Origin of the sequence: Alcaligenes sp. 1735tsa3 (assembly GCF_024134565.1) — a bacterium.
Taxonomy (GTDB): Bacteria; Pseudomonadota; Gammaproteobacteria; order Burkholderiales; family Burkholderiaceae_B; genus Alcaligenes; species Alcaligenes phenolicus.
Genome location: NZ_CP099862.1, coordinates 1,162,563 through 1,180,253 on the forward strand (window position 1 = coordinate 1,162,563; position 17,691 = coordinate 1,180,253).

Consider the following 17,691-nt stretch of genomic DNA (forward strand, 5'->3'; position numbering starts at 1 on the left):
CAGGCCTTTGGTGGATCGGACGACAGCTTTGCCCATCGCAACAGGCCGCCAAAGTCATCATGAAATAAAAAACCGGATGCCGCTTTACGCTGCATCCGGTTTTTATTCAGCTAAACAGGATTAGCTGTTTTGCTGGGCTTCTTGCTGTGCATCCACAACAGCCAAGGCTGTCATGTTGATGATACGACGCACCGTAGCGCTGGTGGTCAGGATGTGGATGGGGCGAGCCGCACCCAGCAGGATGGGGCCCATGGCCACACCGTTGCTGCCTGTCATCTTCAGCATGTTGTAGGTGATGTTGCCGGCGTCCAGGTTAGGAGTAATCAGCAGGTTGGCCGAACCGCGCAGCGTGCTGTCGGGGAAGGCCTTCAGGCGGATTTTCTCGGACAGGGCGGAGTCAGCGTGCATTTCGCCGTCCACTTCCAGGTCGGGAGCGCGTTCAGCCAGGATCTGACGAGCCTTGGCCATCTTGCGGGATGACTCGGTCTGGCGGCTGCCAAAGTTCGAGTGCGACAAGAGCGCGACACGAGGCACCACACCGAAGCGTTTGACTTCGTCAGCGGCCTGGATCGTCATGTCGGCGATCTGTTCGGCAGTGGGGTTCTCGTTGACGTGGGTGTCGCACACAAACAGAGTTTGTGTAGGCAGCATCAGCACGTTCATGGCGGCGAAAGTCTGGGCTTCTTTCTTCAGGCCAATGACTTGCTCAACATAGTGCAGCTGGCTGTCGTAGTTGCTGGCCACGCCGCAGATCATGCCGTCAGCATCACCACGTTGCAGCAGCATCACGCCGATCAGCGAGTTGTGCTTGCGTATCATGGCTTTGGCGATGTCTGGAGTCACGCCTTCACGTGCCTTGAGCTTGTAGTAGGCAGTCCAGGTCTCGGTGAAGCGATCATCGTCTTCAGGATCAACGATTTGCACGTTCTTGCCCGCTTCCAGACGCAGGCCAGCTTTCTTGACGCGCATGTCGATCACGCTGGGGCGACCCACCAGAATAGGCTGGGCCAGCTTCTCGTCCACGACGGTTTGCACGGCACGCAATACGCGCTCGTCTTCGCCATCAGCGTAAATGATGCGCTTGGGCGCAGCCTTGGCCTGCATGTACAACGGACGCATCAGCGGGCCGGTGTGGTAGGTCATGGCGATCAGCTTCTGACGGTAGGCGTCCATGTCTTCGATAGGACGGGCGGCAACGCCGGAGTCCATCGCAGCTTGGGCCACGGCAGGAGCGATCTGAACAATCAGACGGGAGTCGAACGGTTTGGGGATGATGTACTCAGGACCAAAACGCAGATCTTCGCCGCCGTAAGCAGTGGCCATATCGTCGCTTTGCTCGACCTGGGCCAGCTCGGCAATGGCTTTCACGCAAGCCAGCTTCATTTCTTCGTTGATCACGCTGGCGCCAACGTCCAGGGCACCACGGAAGATGAAGGGGAAGCACAGCACGTTGTTGACCTGGTTCGGGTAGTCCGAACGGCCAGTCGCGATGATGCAGTCAGGGCGGGCAGCCTTGGCTACTTCAGGACGGATTTCAGGCTCGGGGTTGGCCAGGGCCAGAATCAGGGGCTTGTCGGCCATGGTCTTGACCATGTCGGCGGACAGGACGCCAGGAGCGGAACAACCCAGGAACACGTCAGCGCCAACCATGGCATCAGCCAGGGTACGGGCGTCGGTTTCTTGAGCGTAGCGAGCCTTGTTGGGCTCCATGTTCTCGTCGCGACCTTTCCAGATGATGCCGCGCGAGTCGGCCACGAAAATGTTGCTCAGCTTCACGCCCAGGGCAACCAGCAAGTCCAGGCAAGCAATGGCAGCAGCGCCAGCGCCCGAGCAAACCAGCTTGATGTCGGCGATGTTCTTGTTGACGACTTTCAGGCCGTTCAGAACAGCGGAGGACGAGATGATGGCGGTACCGTGCTGGTCATCGTGGAACACGGGAATGCTCATGCGCTCGCGCAGCTTCTTCTCGATGTAGAAGCATTCGGGGGCCTTGATGTCTTCCAGGTTCACACCACCCAGGGTGGGTTCCAGTGCGGCAATGATGTCGACCAGCTTGTCCGGATCGGTTTCGTTCAGTTCGATATCGAACACGTCGATGCCGGCGAATTTCTTGAACAGGCAGCCTTTGCCTTCCATGACGGGCTTGGCGGCCAGGGGGCCGATATTGCCCAGACCCAGCACGGCGGTACCGTTGGTAACCACGGCAACCAGGTTGGCGCGCGAGGTGTACTTGGCGGCGGCTTCTTCGCCTTCGGCGTGGATGGCCATGCAAGCAGATGCGACGCCGGGGGAGTAGGCTAGCGAGAGGTCATCTTGATTGGCTAGGGTCTTGGTAGGGACCACCGAGATTTTCCCGGGAGTGGGATACGCGTGATAGTCCAGCGCAAGTTTGGCCAGATCGGCGTTGGCATCCATTTTGGTAAAGCTCCTGATAGGATTTTCTAGTGTAAAAGTGAATCTAATTTATAAGAAATACAGTCACCAGGTAGGTGCTGATTTGTTATAGGCAGCATATGTCATGGCAACGCTTGTTGCCTGCCTCAAGGTGACCAAGGGCAGGCTGGGCTCGGTTTGGTGGAAAAGGGGCCCGCGAAGCGCGTACTTGCTGCACCCGATTAGCATATCGGAATTTTTCCTTCATGTGGGGCAGCCAAGGGGCGTCAATCATGATTTGGAGCGCTTCTTTTGTAAGAATTCGCCCTCGTGATAGATCGATGTGTTTGTTAATGCCAACGGTATGACGCAGTCGCCAAGCATTTTAGATGTCATTAATTGCGCCTTTTGTGTGCGGCGTTATACTAGATCAATACGGCTTGTATAAGGCGTCCTACGTTGCCTTCTGCTCCTGCTATCCGCTAACCGGCGAGGTCCGTGTCGCGGAAGGTTTTCCTGCATCTCAACACGAGTGAAACACTCGGATAGGTGAAGCGTAATAATGTCATCGCAAAAAGAACTGCTCAGTAACTCTTATTTGTTCGGGAGCAATGCTCCTTACGTCGAAGAACTCTACGAGTCCTACCTCGACAATCCAGGCTCCGTCGCCGACCAATGGCGCGAGTACTTCGACCAGCTGCAGCACCAGCCTGCGACTGACGGCCGCGACAGCACCCGCGATCAAGCTCACGCTCCCATCGTCGAGTCCTTCGCTCAGCGTGCCAAAGCCAATGCCTTCCTGACCAGCGCCCAAGCACCGGACCTGACAGTTGCCATGAAGCAAGTGTCGATTCAGTCCATGATTGCTGCTTACCGCTCCCTGGGTGCACGCATTGCTGATCTGGATCCCCTGAAGCGCTCCGAACGCCCCAGCATCCCTGAACTGGACCCTGCTTTCTACGGTTTGACCGAAGCAGATCTGGACCAGGTCTACTCCGCCACCAACACTTACTTCACCAAAGCCGACACCATGACGCTGCGCGACATGCTCAAGGCCTTGCGTGATACGTACTCCCGTTCGGTGGGCGCAGAATTCATGTACATCTCCGACCCGGTCGTCAAGCGCTGGATTCAGCAGCGCCTGGAGTCGGTGCATGGCACAGGTTCTTTCAACGTTGACCAAAAACGCAACATCTTGCAGCAGCTGACCGAGGCCGAAGGCCTGGAGCGCTTCCTGCACACCAAATACGTCGGTCAGAAACGCTTCTCCCTGGAAGGTGGCGAGAGCTTCATCGCTTGTATGGATGAAGTGGTCAACCACGCTGGCGAGAACGGCGTTCAGGAAATCATCGTGGGTATGGCTCACCGTGGTCGTCTGAACATGCTGGTCAACATCATGGGCAAGATGCCCGGTGACCTGTTTGCCGAGTTTGAAGGCCGTCACGCTGAAGGCTTGACCGACGGCGACGTGAAGTACCACAACGGTTTCTCCAGCGACCTGTCCACTCGTGGCGGTCCGGTTCACCTGTCTCTGGCCTTTAACCCATCCCACCTGGAAATTGTTAACCCAGTGGTCGAGGGGTCGGTCCGTGCTCGTCAGGATCGTCGTAGCGACGAAGACGGCAGCCAGGTTCTGCCCGTGCTGGTTCACGGTGACGCGGCTTTTGCCGGTCAGGGTGTGGTCATGGAAACACTGAACCTGGCCCAGACCCGTGGCTACGGTACCGGTGGTACGCTGCACATTGTTATTAACAACCAGATCGGTTTCACCACCTCTGATCCTCGCGATACACGCTCCACGCTGTATTGCACGGACGTGGTCAAGATGATTGAAGCCCCTGTGTTCCACGTCAATGGCGACGATCCTGAAGCCGTGGTGTTCGTGACTCAGCTGGCTCTGGACTTCCGCCGCGAGTTCAAGCACGACGTCGTGGTTGATATTGTTTGTTTCCGTAAACTGGGCCACAACGAGCAAGACACTCCCTCGATGACCCAGCCGCTGATGTACAAGAAGATTGGTCAGCACAACGGTACGCGCAAACTGTACGCCGACAAGCTGGTTGCTCAAGGTATTCTGTCCGAGAACGAACCCGAAGATCTGGTCAAGGCTTACCGTCAACTGATGGAAGATGGCAAGCGCACGGTTGAACCTGTTCTGACAGACTACAAGAACAAGTACGCCACCGACTGGTCTGCCTTCCTGGGCGCCAAATGGACTGACCAGGCTGACACCGCCTTGCCGATGTCTGAACTGACACGCATCGGTGAAAAACTGACCACCGTGCCAGAAGGTTTTACGGTTCACCCGCTGGTCAACCGCATGCTGAATGACCGTCGTGCCATGGCACGTGGCGAAGCTCAGGTGGACTGGGGCATGGGCGAGCACTTGGCCTTTGCAACCTTGGTGAACAACGGCTACGCCATCCGTATTACCGGCCAGGACTCGGGCCGTGGTACGTTTACCCACCGTCACGCTGTGCTGCACGATCAAAAACGTGAGCGCTGGAACGACGGCACCTACATTCCTTTGCAGAACGTCTCCGAAGGCCAGGCCAACTTCACGGTGATCGACTCGGTTCTGTCCGAAGAGGCCGTGCTGGCATTTGAATACGGTTACGCTTCGGCAGAGCCCAACATTTTGACTATCTGGGAAGCTCAGTTCGGCGACTTCGCCAACGGCGCCCAGGTTGTGATCGACCAGTTCATTACGTCGGGTGAAGCCAAGTGGGGCCGTCATTGCGGTCTGACTCTGATGCTGCCACACGGCTACGAAGGTCAGGGTCCGGAGCACTCCTCGGCCCGTATCGAGCGCTTCTTGCAACTGTGCGCTGACAACAATATCCAGGTTGTTCAGCCCACCAACGGCGCCCAGATCTTCCACGTGCTGCGTCGTCAGATGATCCGTCCTTTCCGCAAGCCTTTGGTCATCATGACGCCCAAGTCCTTGCTGCGTAATAAAGACGCTACCTCGCCACTGAGCGATCTGGCTGAGGGTCACTTCATGCCGGTGATCGGCGAGACCGATCAGGCGATTGATGCAGCCGCTGTCAAACGTGTTCTGGCTTGCTCGGGCAAGGTTTACTACGATCTGGTGAACCACCGTAAAGAGCTGGAGCGCAACGATATTGCCATTATCCGTGTGGAGCAGTTGTATCCGTTTGCCCACAAGGCCTTCCAGGCAGAGCTGGCCAAGTACAGCAACGCCAAGGAAGTTATCTGGGTTCAGGACGAACCTCAAAACCAAGGTGCATGGTTCTACGTTCAGCATCACATCTACGAGAACATGACCGAAGGTCAGAAGCTGGGTTACGCCGGCCGTGCCGCGTCCGCTTCGCCTGCCGTTGGTTACCTGGCCAAACACCAGGAACAACACAAGGCGCTGCTGGAGCAGGCTTTCGGCGCTCGCAAAGGCTTCATGCTGACCAAATAACGCACCCTAAATTTTAAATACGGAAAATATAATCATGGCAATTACCGACGTTCTGGTTCCCCAACTCTCTGAATCCATCTCCGAAGCCACTTTGCTGGAGTGGAAAAAACAACCTGGCGAAATGGTCCAGGCTGATGAAATCCTGATCGAAGTCGAAACCGACAAGGTTGTGCTGGAAGTTCCCGCTCCTGCCTCGGGCGTGCTGAGCGAAATCGTCAAGGCCAACGGCAGCACCGTTACCTCCGGCGACGTGCTGGCCCGTATTGACTCCGAAGGCAAGGCCAGCGCTGCCGCTCCTGCCGCCGCTGCACAAGAAGCCGCTCCTGCTGCTGCCCCAGCTGCTGCCAGCTCCGCCGCCTCTTCGGTTGCTTCGCCTGCTGCTGCCAAGATCCTGGCTGAAAAGGGTGTGGAAGCCAGCTCCGTGGAAGGTTCCGGCCGTGGTGGTCGCATCACCAAGGGTGACGCTTTGGAAGCCAACGCCGCTGCTGCTAAGCCTGCTGCCGCTCCTGTTGCCCCTCCAACCCTGTCCCTGGACGGCCGTCCAGAGCAGCGCGTGCCCATGAGCCGTCTGCGCGCTCGCATCGCCGAGCGTCTGCTGCAGTCGCAGTCCGAAAACGCCATGCTGACCACGTTCAACGAAGTCAACATGCAAGCTGTGCTGGATCTGCGCAAGAAGTACAAGGATCAGTTCGAGAAAGAGCACGGCGTGAAACTGGGCTTCATGTCCTTCTTCGTCAAGGCTGCTGTTGCCGCCCTGAAGAAATACCCCGTACTGAACGCCTCGGTTGATGGCAAAGACATCATCTACCACGGTTACTTCGACATCGGTGTGGCCGTTGGTAGCCCACGTGGTCTGGTGGTGCCTATCCTGCGTAACGCTGATCAAATGTCCATCGCTGACATCGAAAAGCAAATCGCTGACTTCGGTGCCCGTGCCCGCGACGGCAAGCTGACCCTGGAAGAAATGACAGGCGGTACCTTCTCCATCTCCAACGGTGGCGTGTTCGGCTCCATGCTGTCCACCCCCATCATCAATCCACCTCAGTCCGCCATCCTGGGCATTCACGCCACCAAGGATCGCGCTGTTGTGGAAAACGGTCAGATCGTGATTCGCCCCATGAACTACCTGGCCATGTCCTACGACCACCGTATCATCGACGGCCGCGAAGCCGTTCTGGGTCTGGTGGCCATGAAGGAAGCCTTGGAAGATCCACAGCGTCTGCTGTTGAACGTCTAAGCACGCGGTAGTTTCGGTCTAGTATGTTTACGGCCAAGTGCTTGCTTCTAAGCCTTGGCCGACTTTGTTTAAGGCCCTGGGGGTTGGCGTTCGCCACCTGATACTTTCCCGCCCGACTTCTGGGCGGTCCAGCGTGCCTTTTCACATTTATGGGATTTTTTATGGCTAAGCAATTTGATGTTGTCGTGATTGGTGCAGGCCCTGGTGGCTACATCGCCGCCATCCGTGCTGCTCAACTGGGTATGAGCGTCGCTTGCGTGGACGCATGGTCCACCGCTGAAGGCAAACCCGCTCCTGGCGGTACTTGCACCAACGTTGGTTGCATTCCTTCCAAGGCCTTGCTGCAATCGTCCGAGCACTTCGAGCACGCCAATCTGCATCTGGCTGATCACGGTGTGGACGTCAAGGGCGTATCGCTGAATCTGGACAAGCTGATCGGTCGCAAAGACGTTGTCGTCAAGCAGAACAACGACGGCATCCTGTACCTGTTCAAAAAGAACAAGGTCACTTTCTTCCACGGCACCGCTTCCTTTGGCGCCAAGGTTGACGGCGGCTGGTCGGTGAACGTGGCCGGTGCCAACGCTGAAGAGCTGGTTGCCAAGAACGTCATCATCGCTACCGGTAGCTCGGCTCGTGCCTTGCCCGGTGCCGAGTTCGACGAAGAGCAAATTCTGTCCAACGACGGCGCACTGCGTCTGCCCAAGGTTCCCAAGAAACTGGCCGTTATCGGTGCCGGTGTGATTGGTCTGGAACTGGGTAGCGTGTGGCGTCGCCTGGGTGCCGAAGTGACCATTCTGGAAGGTGCTCCCGAGTTCCTGTCCGCCGTGGATCGCGACGTTGCCAAGGAAGCCCTGAAGGCTTTCACCAAGCAAGGTCTGAAGATCAATGTGGGCGTGAAAGTTGGCGAAATCAAGAAGTCCGCCAAACAGGTCACCATCAACTACGTGGATGCCGCTGGTGCCGAGCACAAGCTGGAAGCCGACAAGCTGATCGTGTCCATCGGCCGTGTGCCTAACACTGCCGGTCTGGGTGCAGACACCATCGGTCTGAAACTGGACGAGCGCGGCTTCGTGGTTGTGGACGACGATTGCGCCACCAGCCTGCCAGGTATCTGGGCGGTGGGTGACGTGGTGCGTGGTCCTATGCTGGCTCACAAAGCCGAAGAGGAAGGTGTGGCTGTGGCCGAGCGTCTGGCTGGTCAGCAACCCCACGTCAACTTCGACACTGTGCCTTGGGTTATCTACACTTCGCCCGAAATCGCCTGGGTTGGCAAGACCGAACAGCAACTGAAGACCGAAGGCCGTGCTTACCGCGCTGGCAGCTTCCCCTTCCTGGCTAACGGCCGTGCCCGCGCACTGGGTGACACGACCGGCTTTGTGAAGGTTCTGGCGGATGCCAAGACGGACGAGGTCCTGGGCGTGCACTTTGTGGGCCCTGTGGCTTCCGAGCTGGTGGCTGAAGCTGTTGCAATCATGGAATTCCGTGGCGCGTCGGAAGATATCGCCCGTATTTGCCATGCTCACCCAACCCTGTCCGAAGCCCTGAAAGAAGCGGCCTTGGCAGTGGACAAACGCGCTCTGAACTTCTGATAGACTTTCAGGGTGTTGTTGGAAAAGGGCGGGCACGGGCTCGCCCTTTTTTTCGTCACGAAAGGCTGATCACAGCAGTCCGTAGCGGCTGCGATGCGTGAGATAATTGACCGCGCAGTATGCTCAGACCCTGCATCAAAAGCGGTGCTGCTGTGGATCGCAGTGCATGCTGGCAGACCACTACCTGTCTTGGACAGGTTCTTTTATTTTCAGTGATATGAATGTTCGCGAGTATTACCATCAGGCTTTAGCGGAAAAAGGCTACCGTGCCGACCAGGCACAGGAGCAAGCTATAGACCGGCTGCAACGCTATTACGATGAGTGGGTGGAGTATCGCAAAATGCGCTCCAGCGCCTTGCGTCGTATGTTCTCCCGCCCGGAAGTGCCGCGTGGTGTGTACCTGTGGGGTGGGGTCGGGCGCGGCAAGAGCTTCCTGATGGACGCCTTCTACCTGACGGTGCCGCTCAAGCGCAAAACTCGGATTCACTTCCATGAGTTCATGCGCGGCGTGCACAAAGAGCTGAATCAGGTCAAAGGCATGAGTGATCCCTTGGATGAGGTCGCCAAGCGTATCGCCAAGCGTTATCGCCTGATCTGTTTTGACGAGTTCCACGTCTCGGATGTGGCCGATGCCATGATTCTGTACAAGCTGCTGTTGGGTCTGTTCGAGCGCGGTACGTCCTTTGTGATGACGTCCAACTACGAGCCCTCCACGCTGTATCCGGAAGGCCTGCACCGCGATCGCATTCTGCCCGCCATTGCGCTGATTCAGAAGAACATGGACATCATGAACGTGGATACGGGTGTGGATTACCGCCGCCGTGCGCTGGAACAGGTGAAAACCTATTTGACGCCATTGGGTCCGGAGACCACCGCAGAACTGCAATCCATGTTCACGGCCTTGTCGGACACGGCCCCTCAAGAGCCGGTGCTCAGTATTGAAAACCGGGATGTAAAAGCGGTCGCCTTGTCCGGTTCAGCCGTCTGGTTTGATTTCGAGACCCTGTGCGTCAGCCCACGTTCGCAAAACGACTATCTGGAACTGGCGAACCGCTTCCAGACCGTGATTTTGTCTGATGTGCCTCGCATGACAGCGCGTGATGCCTCTGCGGCGCGACGCTTCACCTGGCTGGTCGACGTTTTTTACGATCACAAGGTGAAGTTCATCATGTCCGCAGCGGTGCCTGAAGAAGAATTGTATGTGGATGGCCCTATGGCCAATGAGTTCCACCGTACTGTCTCGCGTTTGATGGAAATGCAATCGCGGGAGTACCTGGAGTCAGAACGGCGCCAGGCAGTTATTTTGTAGGATGCTGGGCGCGGCCACTGGCCACGCGTCTGATTCCTGAACCCTGACACGTAGTTTTATAAGCGTATTTTTTATCATGACGACACGAGTACTGACCGGCGTTACAACGACCGGTATTCCACACTTGGGTAATTATGCCGGGGCGATTCGTCCTGCTATCCGTGCTAGCCAGCAAGCCGATGTCGACGCATTTTTCTTCATGGCGGACTACCACGCCCTGATCAAATGTGACGATCCGGAGCGCGTAGCCATTTCGCGCCGTGCGATTGCTGCTACCTGGCTGGCCTGCGGCCTGGATGTGGAAAAAGTAACGTTCTACCGTCAATCCGATATTCCGGAAATTCCGGAGCTGTCCTGGATGCTGGGTTGCGTAACCGGCAAGGGCTTGATGAACCGTGCACACGCTTACAAGGCTTCTGTCGACAAGAATGAAGCGGCGGGCGTAGAGCCTGATGATGGCGTCACCATGGGCCTGTTCAGCTACCCCGTACTGATGGCGGCTGACATCCTGATGTTCAATGCCCACAAGGTACCCGTGGGCCGGGATCAGGTGCAGCACCTGGAAATGGCACGCGATATCGCCAAGAGCTTCAATCATCTGTATGGCCGTGGCAAGGAGCTGTTTGTATTGCCTGAAGTACAAGTGGAAGAGGACGTGGCCCTCTTGCCTGGTCTGGATGGTCGCAAGATGTCCAAGAGCTACGACAACACGATTCCTCTGTTCGAGGGTGGTGCCAAGGCACTGAAGGCGGCCATTGCCCGCATCGTGACGGACTCCAAAGGTCCCGGCGAGTCTAAAGATCCCGATGATTCGCATCTGACGGCCTTGTACAAGGCATTTGCGACACCCGAGCAGACCCAAGCCTTCCGTCAGCAGTTGATCGACGGCATGGCCTGGGGCGAGGCCAAGGATGCCTTGCATCACTTGCTGGAAGCCATGATTGCGCCCATGCGCGATCGCTACGAAGCCTTGATGGCTCGTCCCCAGGATATTGAGGATTTGCTGCAAGTTGGCGCGCGCAAGGCTCGTGCCTACGCTACCCCCTTCATCCATGAATTGAAGGCGGCCGTGGGCCTGCGTGACCCCTTGAGCGTGGCAGTTAGCAAGACTGAAGCCAAGGCTCGTAAAGCTCGTTTTGTGAACTTCCGCGACGAAGACGGCACCTTCCGTTTCCGCCTGCAAGATGCTGCTGGACAAGAGCTGTTTCTGTCTCGCTCTTACGCAGACCCAAAACAGGCTGGTGTGGCGATCAAGGCACTGCAGACTGCGGCTTTTGCCGAAGTTGCCAAGCAGGACGGTCAGGAGTTGCAAATCCATTGTGCCGGTGAAGAAGTGGCACGAGTATCGGCAGATCTGCGTGATGCCGTTGCAGCCGCTTTGGATTCGATGCGCGACTAAGTGGTTCGTCTACTGTGGGATTGATCTGCTATTCAGGATTGATGCCGCAGTGGAGGCAGCAAGCTTCTTTGAGCAGCAGCGCTTCAGCTTGAGGATTGCTTGAAAATGAGCAGCCCCAAAAGAGAGACCTATCTCACTTTTGGGGCTGTTCTTTATTCCTTGTACTGAGCGTGTGCAGAAGATCAAGCTGGAGCTTGGCTTGACCCTGCTCGTGTAATCGGCTTTGGCCTTGAATTCATTCTTGAAATCAGGTCAGGTCAAACCAAACCAAACCAAACCAGATCTGATCCGAACGTGAACTCTGAATTCTGAGCCCGAAATCTGGATTCGGACTTAAGACTTGGACTTAAGACCTGGACTTGAGCCTGGGCCAGTCGCTCTTAGGCTTTGGACTTCTGATCCCAGTCCTGGCTGGCCAGCTCCAATGCTGCAATATCTTCTGCGCAGATCACATCCCTTAGCGCCGTGAATTTCTCTTCCGGCCACTCATACATCTTCAGACCCAGCAATTGCTCAATCGTTGCCTCATCAAAGCGCTTTCGCACGGGTACAGCAGGATTGCCAGCCACAATCGTGTAGGGTGCCACGTTCTTGGTCACAATTGCTCCCGAGGCCACGACAGCGCCTTCACCAATCACGACACCGGGCATGATCATGGCTCGCATGCCGATCCAGGCACCATCGTGAATATGGGTGTCGCCTTTACCGACGTAAGCCTCCGTAATCTTGTCCACGAAGGGGTACAGGCTGAACCAGTCCATGCGATGGGTATGGTTGCCGCCCATCAGAATCACGGCCTCGGCACCGATGCACACGTAGTCGCCAATATGCAACTGGTCTACCGGCCATTGCGAGGTCCAGGCCTTGCGGCTGTATTCGTCCCCGTACAGGTAACGCACTACGCTTTCTTCAAAACTGTCTGTCCAGGCATGGCTGTAATAGCTGTGTGTGCCGCGTACGTGAATATTGGGATTGGATACGGTTTCGTGCAGGAGTTCGACCTGCGACCAGTGTTTTTGCTCCATGTTTCTCCTTCTGGACCTTGCCGCGCGGGAACTGACTTTGCGCCGGTCCCGGCAAAGTGGGTGTTCATGTTTGGGCCAAGCAGCCAAGCGAGCACAAGAGGCTCGCTTGCTGATGTTGATGGCGGGACTAGTCTAATGCGCTTTGAGCTGCTTGGCATTCAAGCGGGCCAAAAGCATCAAGCCCTGCATGAATGCTCACGCAGGGCTTGGTGTGTTTGGGCCGGGATTACTGGCCTTATTCGGCTGCTTGAGCGGGAATATCCAGTTTTTCACACAGACTTAGAATTTCTTCCAGGTTCTCGCGTTTGACCACGATCAGCTGAAATTCCTCGTCATAGCTTTGGGCAAATTCCAGCAGGCAGTAGGAGGGGTGAAACTCCTGCAACTGCTCGTTCGCCCATTGGAAAAAGCCGTCCACGTCCTGAAAAGGCATGTCGTCGTAGGGAAAGGCGGGCAGATCCTGGCTTTCAAAGGCAGCCAGAATCTCTTCCCACAGTTCGTCCACGGTATCGGCCAGAGCCAGATAGTCGTCCAGCTCGTAGCTGATGGCCAGGATCAGAGCGCCATCCGGATCGTGTTCCATCAAGTTCTGGGCGTGCTTGCCATACGCCTCACCCATCGCTGTCGGGCTGGCGCTGGCTGTCAGCACGGACTGGCTGATGGCTGCAATATCCTGTTCCTTCTGATCAAATCCGGTCAGCAGATTGAGCAGACGCGTCAGTTGGGAAAGGCGCTCGGTCTCAGTCATGGCTTATCTCCGAAGTTTGCTAAAGGCGGCTGCCATAGCACCTGTCGGTGCCGGTTCAGCTTGCCGGTTGGGGCGATTGTTTCCGGAACGGCGCTGGGGAGCGTTGCCGGTGTTGCTGGAACCACGCACAGGGCCGCTGTCGTCGTTCAGGCGCATGGTCAAGCCGATGCGCTTACGAGCTACATCCACTTCCTGGACTTTAACCTTAACGGTCTGCCCAACGCGAACCACATCACGCGGATCTTTGACAAAGGTCTCGGACAGGGCCGAGATATGCACCAGACCGTCCTGGTGCACACCCACGTCCACAAAGGCACCAAAGTTGGCCACATTGGTGACCACGCCTTCCAGAATCATGCCGGGCGTCAAATCGTTCAGGGAGTTGATGCCTTCCTGGAACTTGGCGGTGGTGAATTCAGGGCGAGGGTCGCGACCGGGCTTTTCAATTTCATTAAAAATATCACGCACGGTGGGCAAACCAAAGCGTTCATCCGTGAAGTCCGAAGGCGACAAGCCTTTCAATGCGCCGGATTTACCCATGACATCGCTGGCTTCGGTTTGCAGGCGCTCCAGAATGCGGGCGGCAACCGGGTAGGCTTCGGGGTGAACCGCCGAGGCGTCCAGAGGGTTGGCTGCACCGGGAATACGCAAAAAGCCCGCTGCCTGTTCAAAGGCTTTTTCACCAAAGCGCGGCACCTCACGCAACTGCTTGCGGCTTTGGAAGGCACCGTTTTCGTCACGCCAGGTAACGATGTTTTTGGCCAGCGTGTTGTTCAGGCCCGAAACGCGCGCCAGCAGGGGAGCAGAAGCGGTGTTGACATCCACACCTACGGCGTTCACACAATCCTCGACCACGGCGTCCAGGCTGCGAGCCAGTTCGCGCTGATTCACGTCGTGCTGGTATTGGCCGACACCAATGGATTTGGGGTCGATCTTGACCAGCTCGGCCAGTGGGTCTTGCAGGCGGCGGGCGATGGAAACAGCACCGCGCAGGCTGACGTCCATATCCGGGAATTCTTGTGCGGCCAGTTCAGAGGCGGAGTACACCGAAGCGCCGGCCTCGGACACGACTACGCGAGTCAAAGGCAACTGCGGGAAAGCGGATTGCAGGTCGGCAACCAGTTTCTCGGTTTCGCGTGACGCTGTGCCGTTACCAATCGCCACCAATTCAACTTGGTAGCGAGTCGCCAGGCCGGCCAGGGTACGAATGGCGCCTTCGCGGTCACGACGGGGCTCAAAGGGGTAGACGGTGGCCGTATCCAGCACCTTGCCGGTTGCATCGATCACAGCAGCTTTCACGCCGGTACGAATACCTGGGTCCAGGCCCAGAACGGCTTTATTGCCGGCGGGGGCCGCCAGCAGCAAATCGCGCAGATTAGCGGCAAACACGCGGGTGGATTCTTGCTCGGCTTCTTCGCGCAGGCGGCCAATCAGCTCGGATTCGAATGCTGTCAGCAACTTGACGCGCCAGGTCCAGCGGCAAACCTCGGCCAGCCAATGGTCGCGTGGGCTGGCGTCGGCGGAAAAGTCAGCGCCAATATCGGTCAGCTCGGCGACTTTCAGTACACAAGGGTGAGGCAGAAGCGCATCCTGCTCGGGGTTCAGGCCCAGGCGCAGGTCCAGTGCACCTTGCTGACGACCGCGCAACAAAGCCAGTACGCGGTGAGAAGGCAGTTGGCGCAGCGCTTCGTTAAAGTCGAACCAGTCGCGGAACTTGTCGCCTTCCTGTTCCTTGCCTTCGGCAACCTTGGAGTACAAGTGAGCGGACTTCCACAGATAGTCGCGCATGGCTTCCAGCAGGTCGGCCTGCTCGGCAAAGCGTTCGGCCAGAATGTCGCGGGCACCGTCCAGGGCGGCTTTGGCCGTGTCGATCTTGGCTTCGGCATTCAGATAGCCTTCGGCCAGCGCCACAGGGTCTGCATCCTTCTGGGCCAGAATGGCGTCCGCCAGCGGCTCCAGGCCGGCTTCGCGGGCAATCTGGGCACGGGTACGGCGCTTGGGCTTGTAAGGGGCGTACAAGTCTTCCAGACGCTGCTTGGTGTCAGCCGCCAAAATGGCTTGCTCCAGCTCGGGCGTCAGTTTTTCCTGCTGGCGGATCGATTCCAGAATGGCATGACGACGCGATTGCATATCGCGCAAATAGATCAGGCGCACTTCCAGATCACGCAGGACATTATCGTCCAGGCCGCCGGTAGCTTCCTTGCGGTAACGGGCAATAAAAGGGACCGTGGCCCCGTTGTCCAAGAGCTCAACCGTAGAGGCGGCTTGTTGGATGCGGATGTTCAGTTCAGAGGCCAGTAGCGCCAGAATCTGTTGGTGATCCTGTTGCTGGGCGAGGGTTTCCACAGTCATTTCAGTTATGGGTCCATCGTTGTAAAAGGGTCTGCAAGCGCCGCATTTTGCCATAAAGACCGGCAGCGACCCAGAATTGGCAGGTATCATCTTGTATGTATTCCACTGTGATTGTAGACAGTTCTGTCATTCGTCACCTCTCCCTGAGCGGTTTTGCCCCATGTTGTTGCAGGATTATTCCGATATCTTTTCTCCCCAAGGCCCTCTGGCAGAGTCTGTCTCGCACTATCGTCCGCGGCAGGCTCAGCTGGAGCTGGCCCAAGCCATCAGCGAGACGGTCGCCGAGTCCGGCGTATTGATTGCCGAGGCGGGCACAGGCACGGGCAAGACCTGGGCCTATCTGGTGCCTGTGTTCATGCAAGGTGGCAAAGCCTTGGTCTCGACCGGGACGCGCACCTTGCAGGATCAATTGTTCCGTCGGGATATTCCCCACCTGCGTAAAGCGCTGGCCTTGCCGGTGGATGTGGCCTTGCTCAAGGGGCGCAGCAACTACGTTTGTCATTACCATTTGGAACGATTGGGTCAGGATGATCGAGCCCTGAAGTCCCGTGCGGAAATTGCTTATCTGCGGGCCATCCAGCTTTTTACTGAACGCAGCCGTAGCGGCGACAAGGGTGAGTTGGCCGAAGTCCCGGAGGACGCGGATATTTGGCACCGAGTCACTTCCACACGCGATAACTGCCTGGGACAGGATTGCCCCTTTGTGCGCGACTGCTTTGTGATGAAGGCGCGCCGTCATGCCCAGGATGCGGATGTAGTAGTGGTGAACCATGCTCTATTCATGGCGGACCTGGCCTTGCGCGAAGAGGGTGTGACAGATTTGCTGCCTAGCGTGGATCTGGTGGTGTTTGACGAGGCACACCAACTGCCCGACGTGGCCACCCGTTTTCTGGGTAGTAGCGTGTCCTTGTATCAATTGACGGATTTGTGTCGTCAGATAGAAGCGGCGGGTCTGGCCCAGGCGCGCGAGACCGTGGACTGGAGTCAGGTGGCGCGCAAGCTGGAGCAAGCGGCTCGGGATTTGCATTTGCGCACCGCGTCGCTGGCCGCCCAAGGTGGCCGTGCCACTTTTCAGGCCTTGCCCGAGCCCGAGCTTTTTGACGAGGCGCTGGAGAATTTGCTGGAGACCTTCGACAAGGTCATCAAGATGCTGGCCATGGTGGCTGAACGCCATCCAGATCTGGCGGCGGCGCATAAAAGCGCCTTGGAGTTACGTGCGCGCTTGTTCCAATGGAGCCAGCCGGATCGTCAAGGCCGCCACGCCTATTTGCCAGAAAGCGAAAAAGACGAAGACCAGCCCGACGAGTTCGTGCGTTGGGTAGAAAGTGGGCAGCATTATCTGCGCCTGCACAGTGCCCCTTTGTCGGTCGCCAAGATTTTCTCGCGCTACCGAGGCAAGGAGCAGTCCTGGGTGCTGACCTCGGCCACCTTGTCGGTGCATGGTGATTTCAATCACTTCAAGCGTCAACTGGGTTTGTTTGATGCTCGCACCGAAGCCTGGGCTTCGCCTTTCGATTATCCGAATCAGGCGCTGTTCTACGTCCCCAGCACCTTGCCGCTTCCTAGCCATCCCAACTTCAATCAGGCCTTCGTGGATGCGCTCATTCCGCTGATCAAGGCGGGGCAGGGTGGGGTGCTGGTGCTCTGTACCACCTTGCGCTCGGTCGAGCGGATTGCAGATATGCTGCGGGACCGATTTGATCGGGAAGACATCGAACGCAATGTGCTGCGCCAGGGGGAGCGTTCACGGCAAGTTCTGCTGGACGAGTTCCGTGCCCGTGGCAATGCGGTTTTGGTGGGGAGCGCCAGCTTCTGGGAAGGGATTGACCTGCCCGGTGATGCCTTGACGCTGGTTGCTATCGACAAGCTGCCCTTTGCTCCGCCGGATGATCCGGTGCTGGAAGCGCGTATCAAGGAGTGCAAGGACAGGGGCGGTAATCCCTTCATGGAATACCAGTTGCCCGAAGCCGCCATTGCCTTGAAGCAAGGGGCAGGGCGTCTGATTCGTACCGAGCGCGACTGGGGCGTGCTGATGGTGGGCGACACCCGTATTGTCGAGAAGCCCTACGGCAAACTGCTATGGCGTGGTTTGCCACCTTTTGCCCGTACCCGTGATCCTGCTCGTGCCTTGGCGTTTCTGCGGGAGCAGAAAGCGAAGCGGCAGAGCGCTCAGGTCAGTGATGTGGAGCTGAACGACAGCTCGGAGCAGGCTTGAGCGTATTCCGTCTA

General features: G+C 57.3%; 10 protein-coding genes. 6 read left to right on the top strand and 4 right to left on the bottom strand.

Features of this window, described 5'->3' with window-relative positions; all coding sequences use genetic code 11:
* Positions 1-120: 120 nt before the first annotated feature.
* The gene (locus NIZ92_RS05305) at positions 121-2,415 is read right to left on the bottom strand and encodes an NADP-dependent malic enzyme (RefSeq protein ID WP_026484296.1); all 2,295 of its coding nucleotides are present in this window, start codon (positions 2,413-2,415) and stop codon (positions 121-123) included.
* A gap of 520 nt (positions 2,416-2,935) precedes the next feature.
* Between NIZ92_RS05305 and NIZ92_RS05310 the strand changes: the two genes are divergently transcribed.
* The 5 genes from NIZ92_RS05310 (at position 2,936) to NIZ92_RS05330 (ending at position 11,337) form a co-directional block, all read left to right on the top strand.
* Positions 2,936-5,803: a 2-oxoglutarate dehydrogenase E1 component gene (locus NIZ92_RS05310; protein WP_035270812.1), complete on the top strand. Its 2,868-nt coding sequence runs from the start codon at positions 2,936-2,938 to the stop codon at positions 5,801-5,803.
* A 34-nt stretch (positions 5,804-5,837) separates the two neighbouring features.
* Positions 5,838-7,040 carry a 2-oxoglutarate dehydrogenase complex dihydrolipoyllysine-residue succinyltransferase gene (odhB, locus tag NIZ92_RS05315; RefSeq protein WP_254002820.1) on the top strand — a complete coding sequence of 401 codons (1,203 nt, stop codon included), beginning with the start codon at positions 5,838-5,840 and terminating at the stop codon, positions 7,038-7,040.
* A gap of 161 nt (positions 7,041-7,201) precedes the next feature.
* Complete coding sequence (lpdA, locus tag NIZ92_RS05320; protein WP_009457672.1) at positions 7,202-8,629, top strand: dihydrolipoyl dehydrogenase; 1,428 nt, start codon at positions 7,202-7,204, stop codon at positions 8,627-8,629.
* Positions 8,630-8,846: 217 nt separating this feature from the next.
* Positions 8,847-9,938 carry a cell division protein ZapE gene (gene zapE / locus NIZ92_RS05325; RefSeq protein WP_254003203.1) on the top strand — a complete coding sequence of 364 codons (1,092 nt, stop codon included), beginning with the start codon at positions 8,847-8,849 and terminating at the stop codon, positions 9,936-9,938.
* 76 nt (positions 9,939-10,014) lie between these two features.
* Positions 10,015-11,337 carry a tryptophan--tRNA ligase gene (locus NIZ92_RS05330; protein ID WP_254002821.1) on the top strand — a complete coding sequence of 441 codons (1,323 nt, stop codon included), beginning with the start codon at positions 10,015-10,017 and terminating at the stop codon, positions 11,335-11,337.
* A 380-nt stretch (positions 11,338-11,717) separates the two neighbouring features.
* On the opposite strand, the gene NIZ92_RS05335 is transcribed toward NIZ92_RS05330, so the two are convergent.
* The 3 genes from NIZ92_RS05335 to NIZ92_RS05345 all read right to left on the bottom strand — a co-directional run bounded on the left by NIZ92_RS05335 (position 11,718) and on the right by NIZ92_RS05345 (position 15,462).
* Positions 11,718-12,362 (bottom strand): CatB-related O-acetyltransferase, encoded by a 645-nt coding sequence (locus NIZ92_RS05335; RefSeq protein ID WP_254002822.1) that lies wholly within the window; start codon positions 12,360-12,362, stop codon positions 11,718-11,720.
* 235 nt (positions 12,363-12,597) lie between these two features.
* On the bottom strand, positions 12,598-13,110 hold the full coding sequence (locus NIZ92_RS05340) for a hypothetical protein (RefSeq protein ID WP_035270806.1): 513 nt from the start codon (positions 13,108-13,110) through the stop codon (positions 12,598-12,600).
* 3 nt (positions 13,111-13,113) lie between these two features.
* On the bottom strand, positions 13,114-15,462 hold the full coding sequence (locus NIZ92_RS05345; protein WP_035270805.1) for a Tex family protein: 2,349 nt from the start codon (positions 15,460-15,462) through the stop codon (positions 13,114-13,116).
* 160 nt (positions 15,463-15,622) lie between these two features.
* On the opposite strand from NIZ92_RS05345, the gene NIZ92_RS05350 reads away from it, so the two are divergent.
* A complete protein-coding gene (locus tag NIZ92_RS05350; RefSeq protein WP_226348616.1) occupies positions 15,623-17,677 on the top strand; it encodes an ATP-dependent DNA helicase in 2,055 nt (684 codons plus the stop codon).
* The last annotated feature ends 14 nt before the right edge of the window (positions 17,678-17,691 follow it).

Excerpts from the sequence above, each read along its gene's own strand:
- lpdA (WP_009457672.1), top strand. The coding sequence starts at position 7,202 with ATGGCTAAGCAATTTGATGTTGTCGTGATTGGTGCAGGCCCTGGTGGC.
- NIZ92_RS05350 (WP_226348616.1), top strand. The coding sequence starts at position 15,623 with ATGTTGTTGCAGGATTATTCCGATATCTTTTCTCCCCAAGGCCCTCTG.
- odhB (WP_254002820.1), top strand. The coding sequence starts at position 5,838 with ATGGCAATTACCGACGTTCTGGTTCCCCAACTCTCTGAATCCATCTCC.
- NIZ92_RS05335 (WP_254002822.1), bottom strand. The coding sequence starts at position 12,362 with ATGGAGCAAAAACACTGGTCGCAGGTCGAACTCCTGCACGAAACCGTA.
- zapE (WP_254003203.1), top strand. The coding sequence starts at position 8,847 with ATGAATGTTCGCGAGTATTACCATCAGGCTTTAGCGGAAAAAGGCTAC.
- NIZ92_RS05340 (WP_035270806.1), bottom strand. The coding sequence starts at position 13,110 with ATGACTGAGACCGAGCGCCTTTCCCAACTGACGCGTCTGCTCAATCTG.
- NIZ92_RS05305 (WP_026484296.1), bottom strand. The coding sequence starts at position 2,415 with ATGGATGCCAACGCCGATCTGGCCAAACTTGCGCTGGACTATCACGCG.
- NIZ92_RS05310 (WP_035270812.1), top strand. The coding sequence starts at position 2,936 with ATGTCATCGCAAAAAGAACTGCTCAGTAACTCTTATTTGTTCGGGAGC.
- NIZ92_RS05345 (WP_035270805.1), bottom strand. The coding sequence starts at position 15,462 with ATGACTGTGGAAACCCTCGCCCAGCAACAGGATCACCAACAGATTCTG.
- NIZ92_RS05330 (WP_254002821.1), top strand. The coding sequence starts at position 10,015 with ATGACGACACGAGTACTGACCGGCGTTACAACGACCGGTATTCCACAC.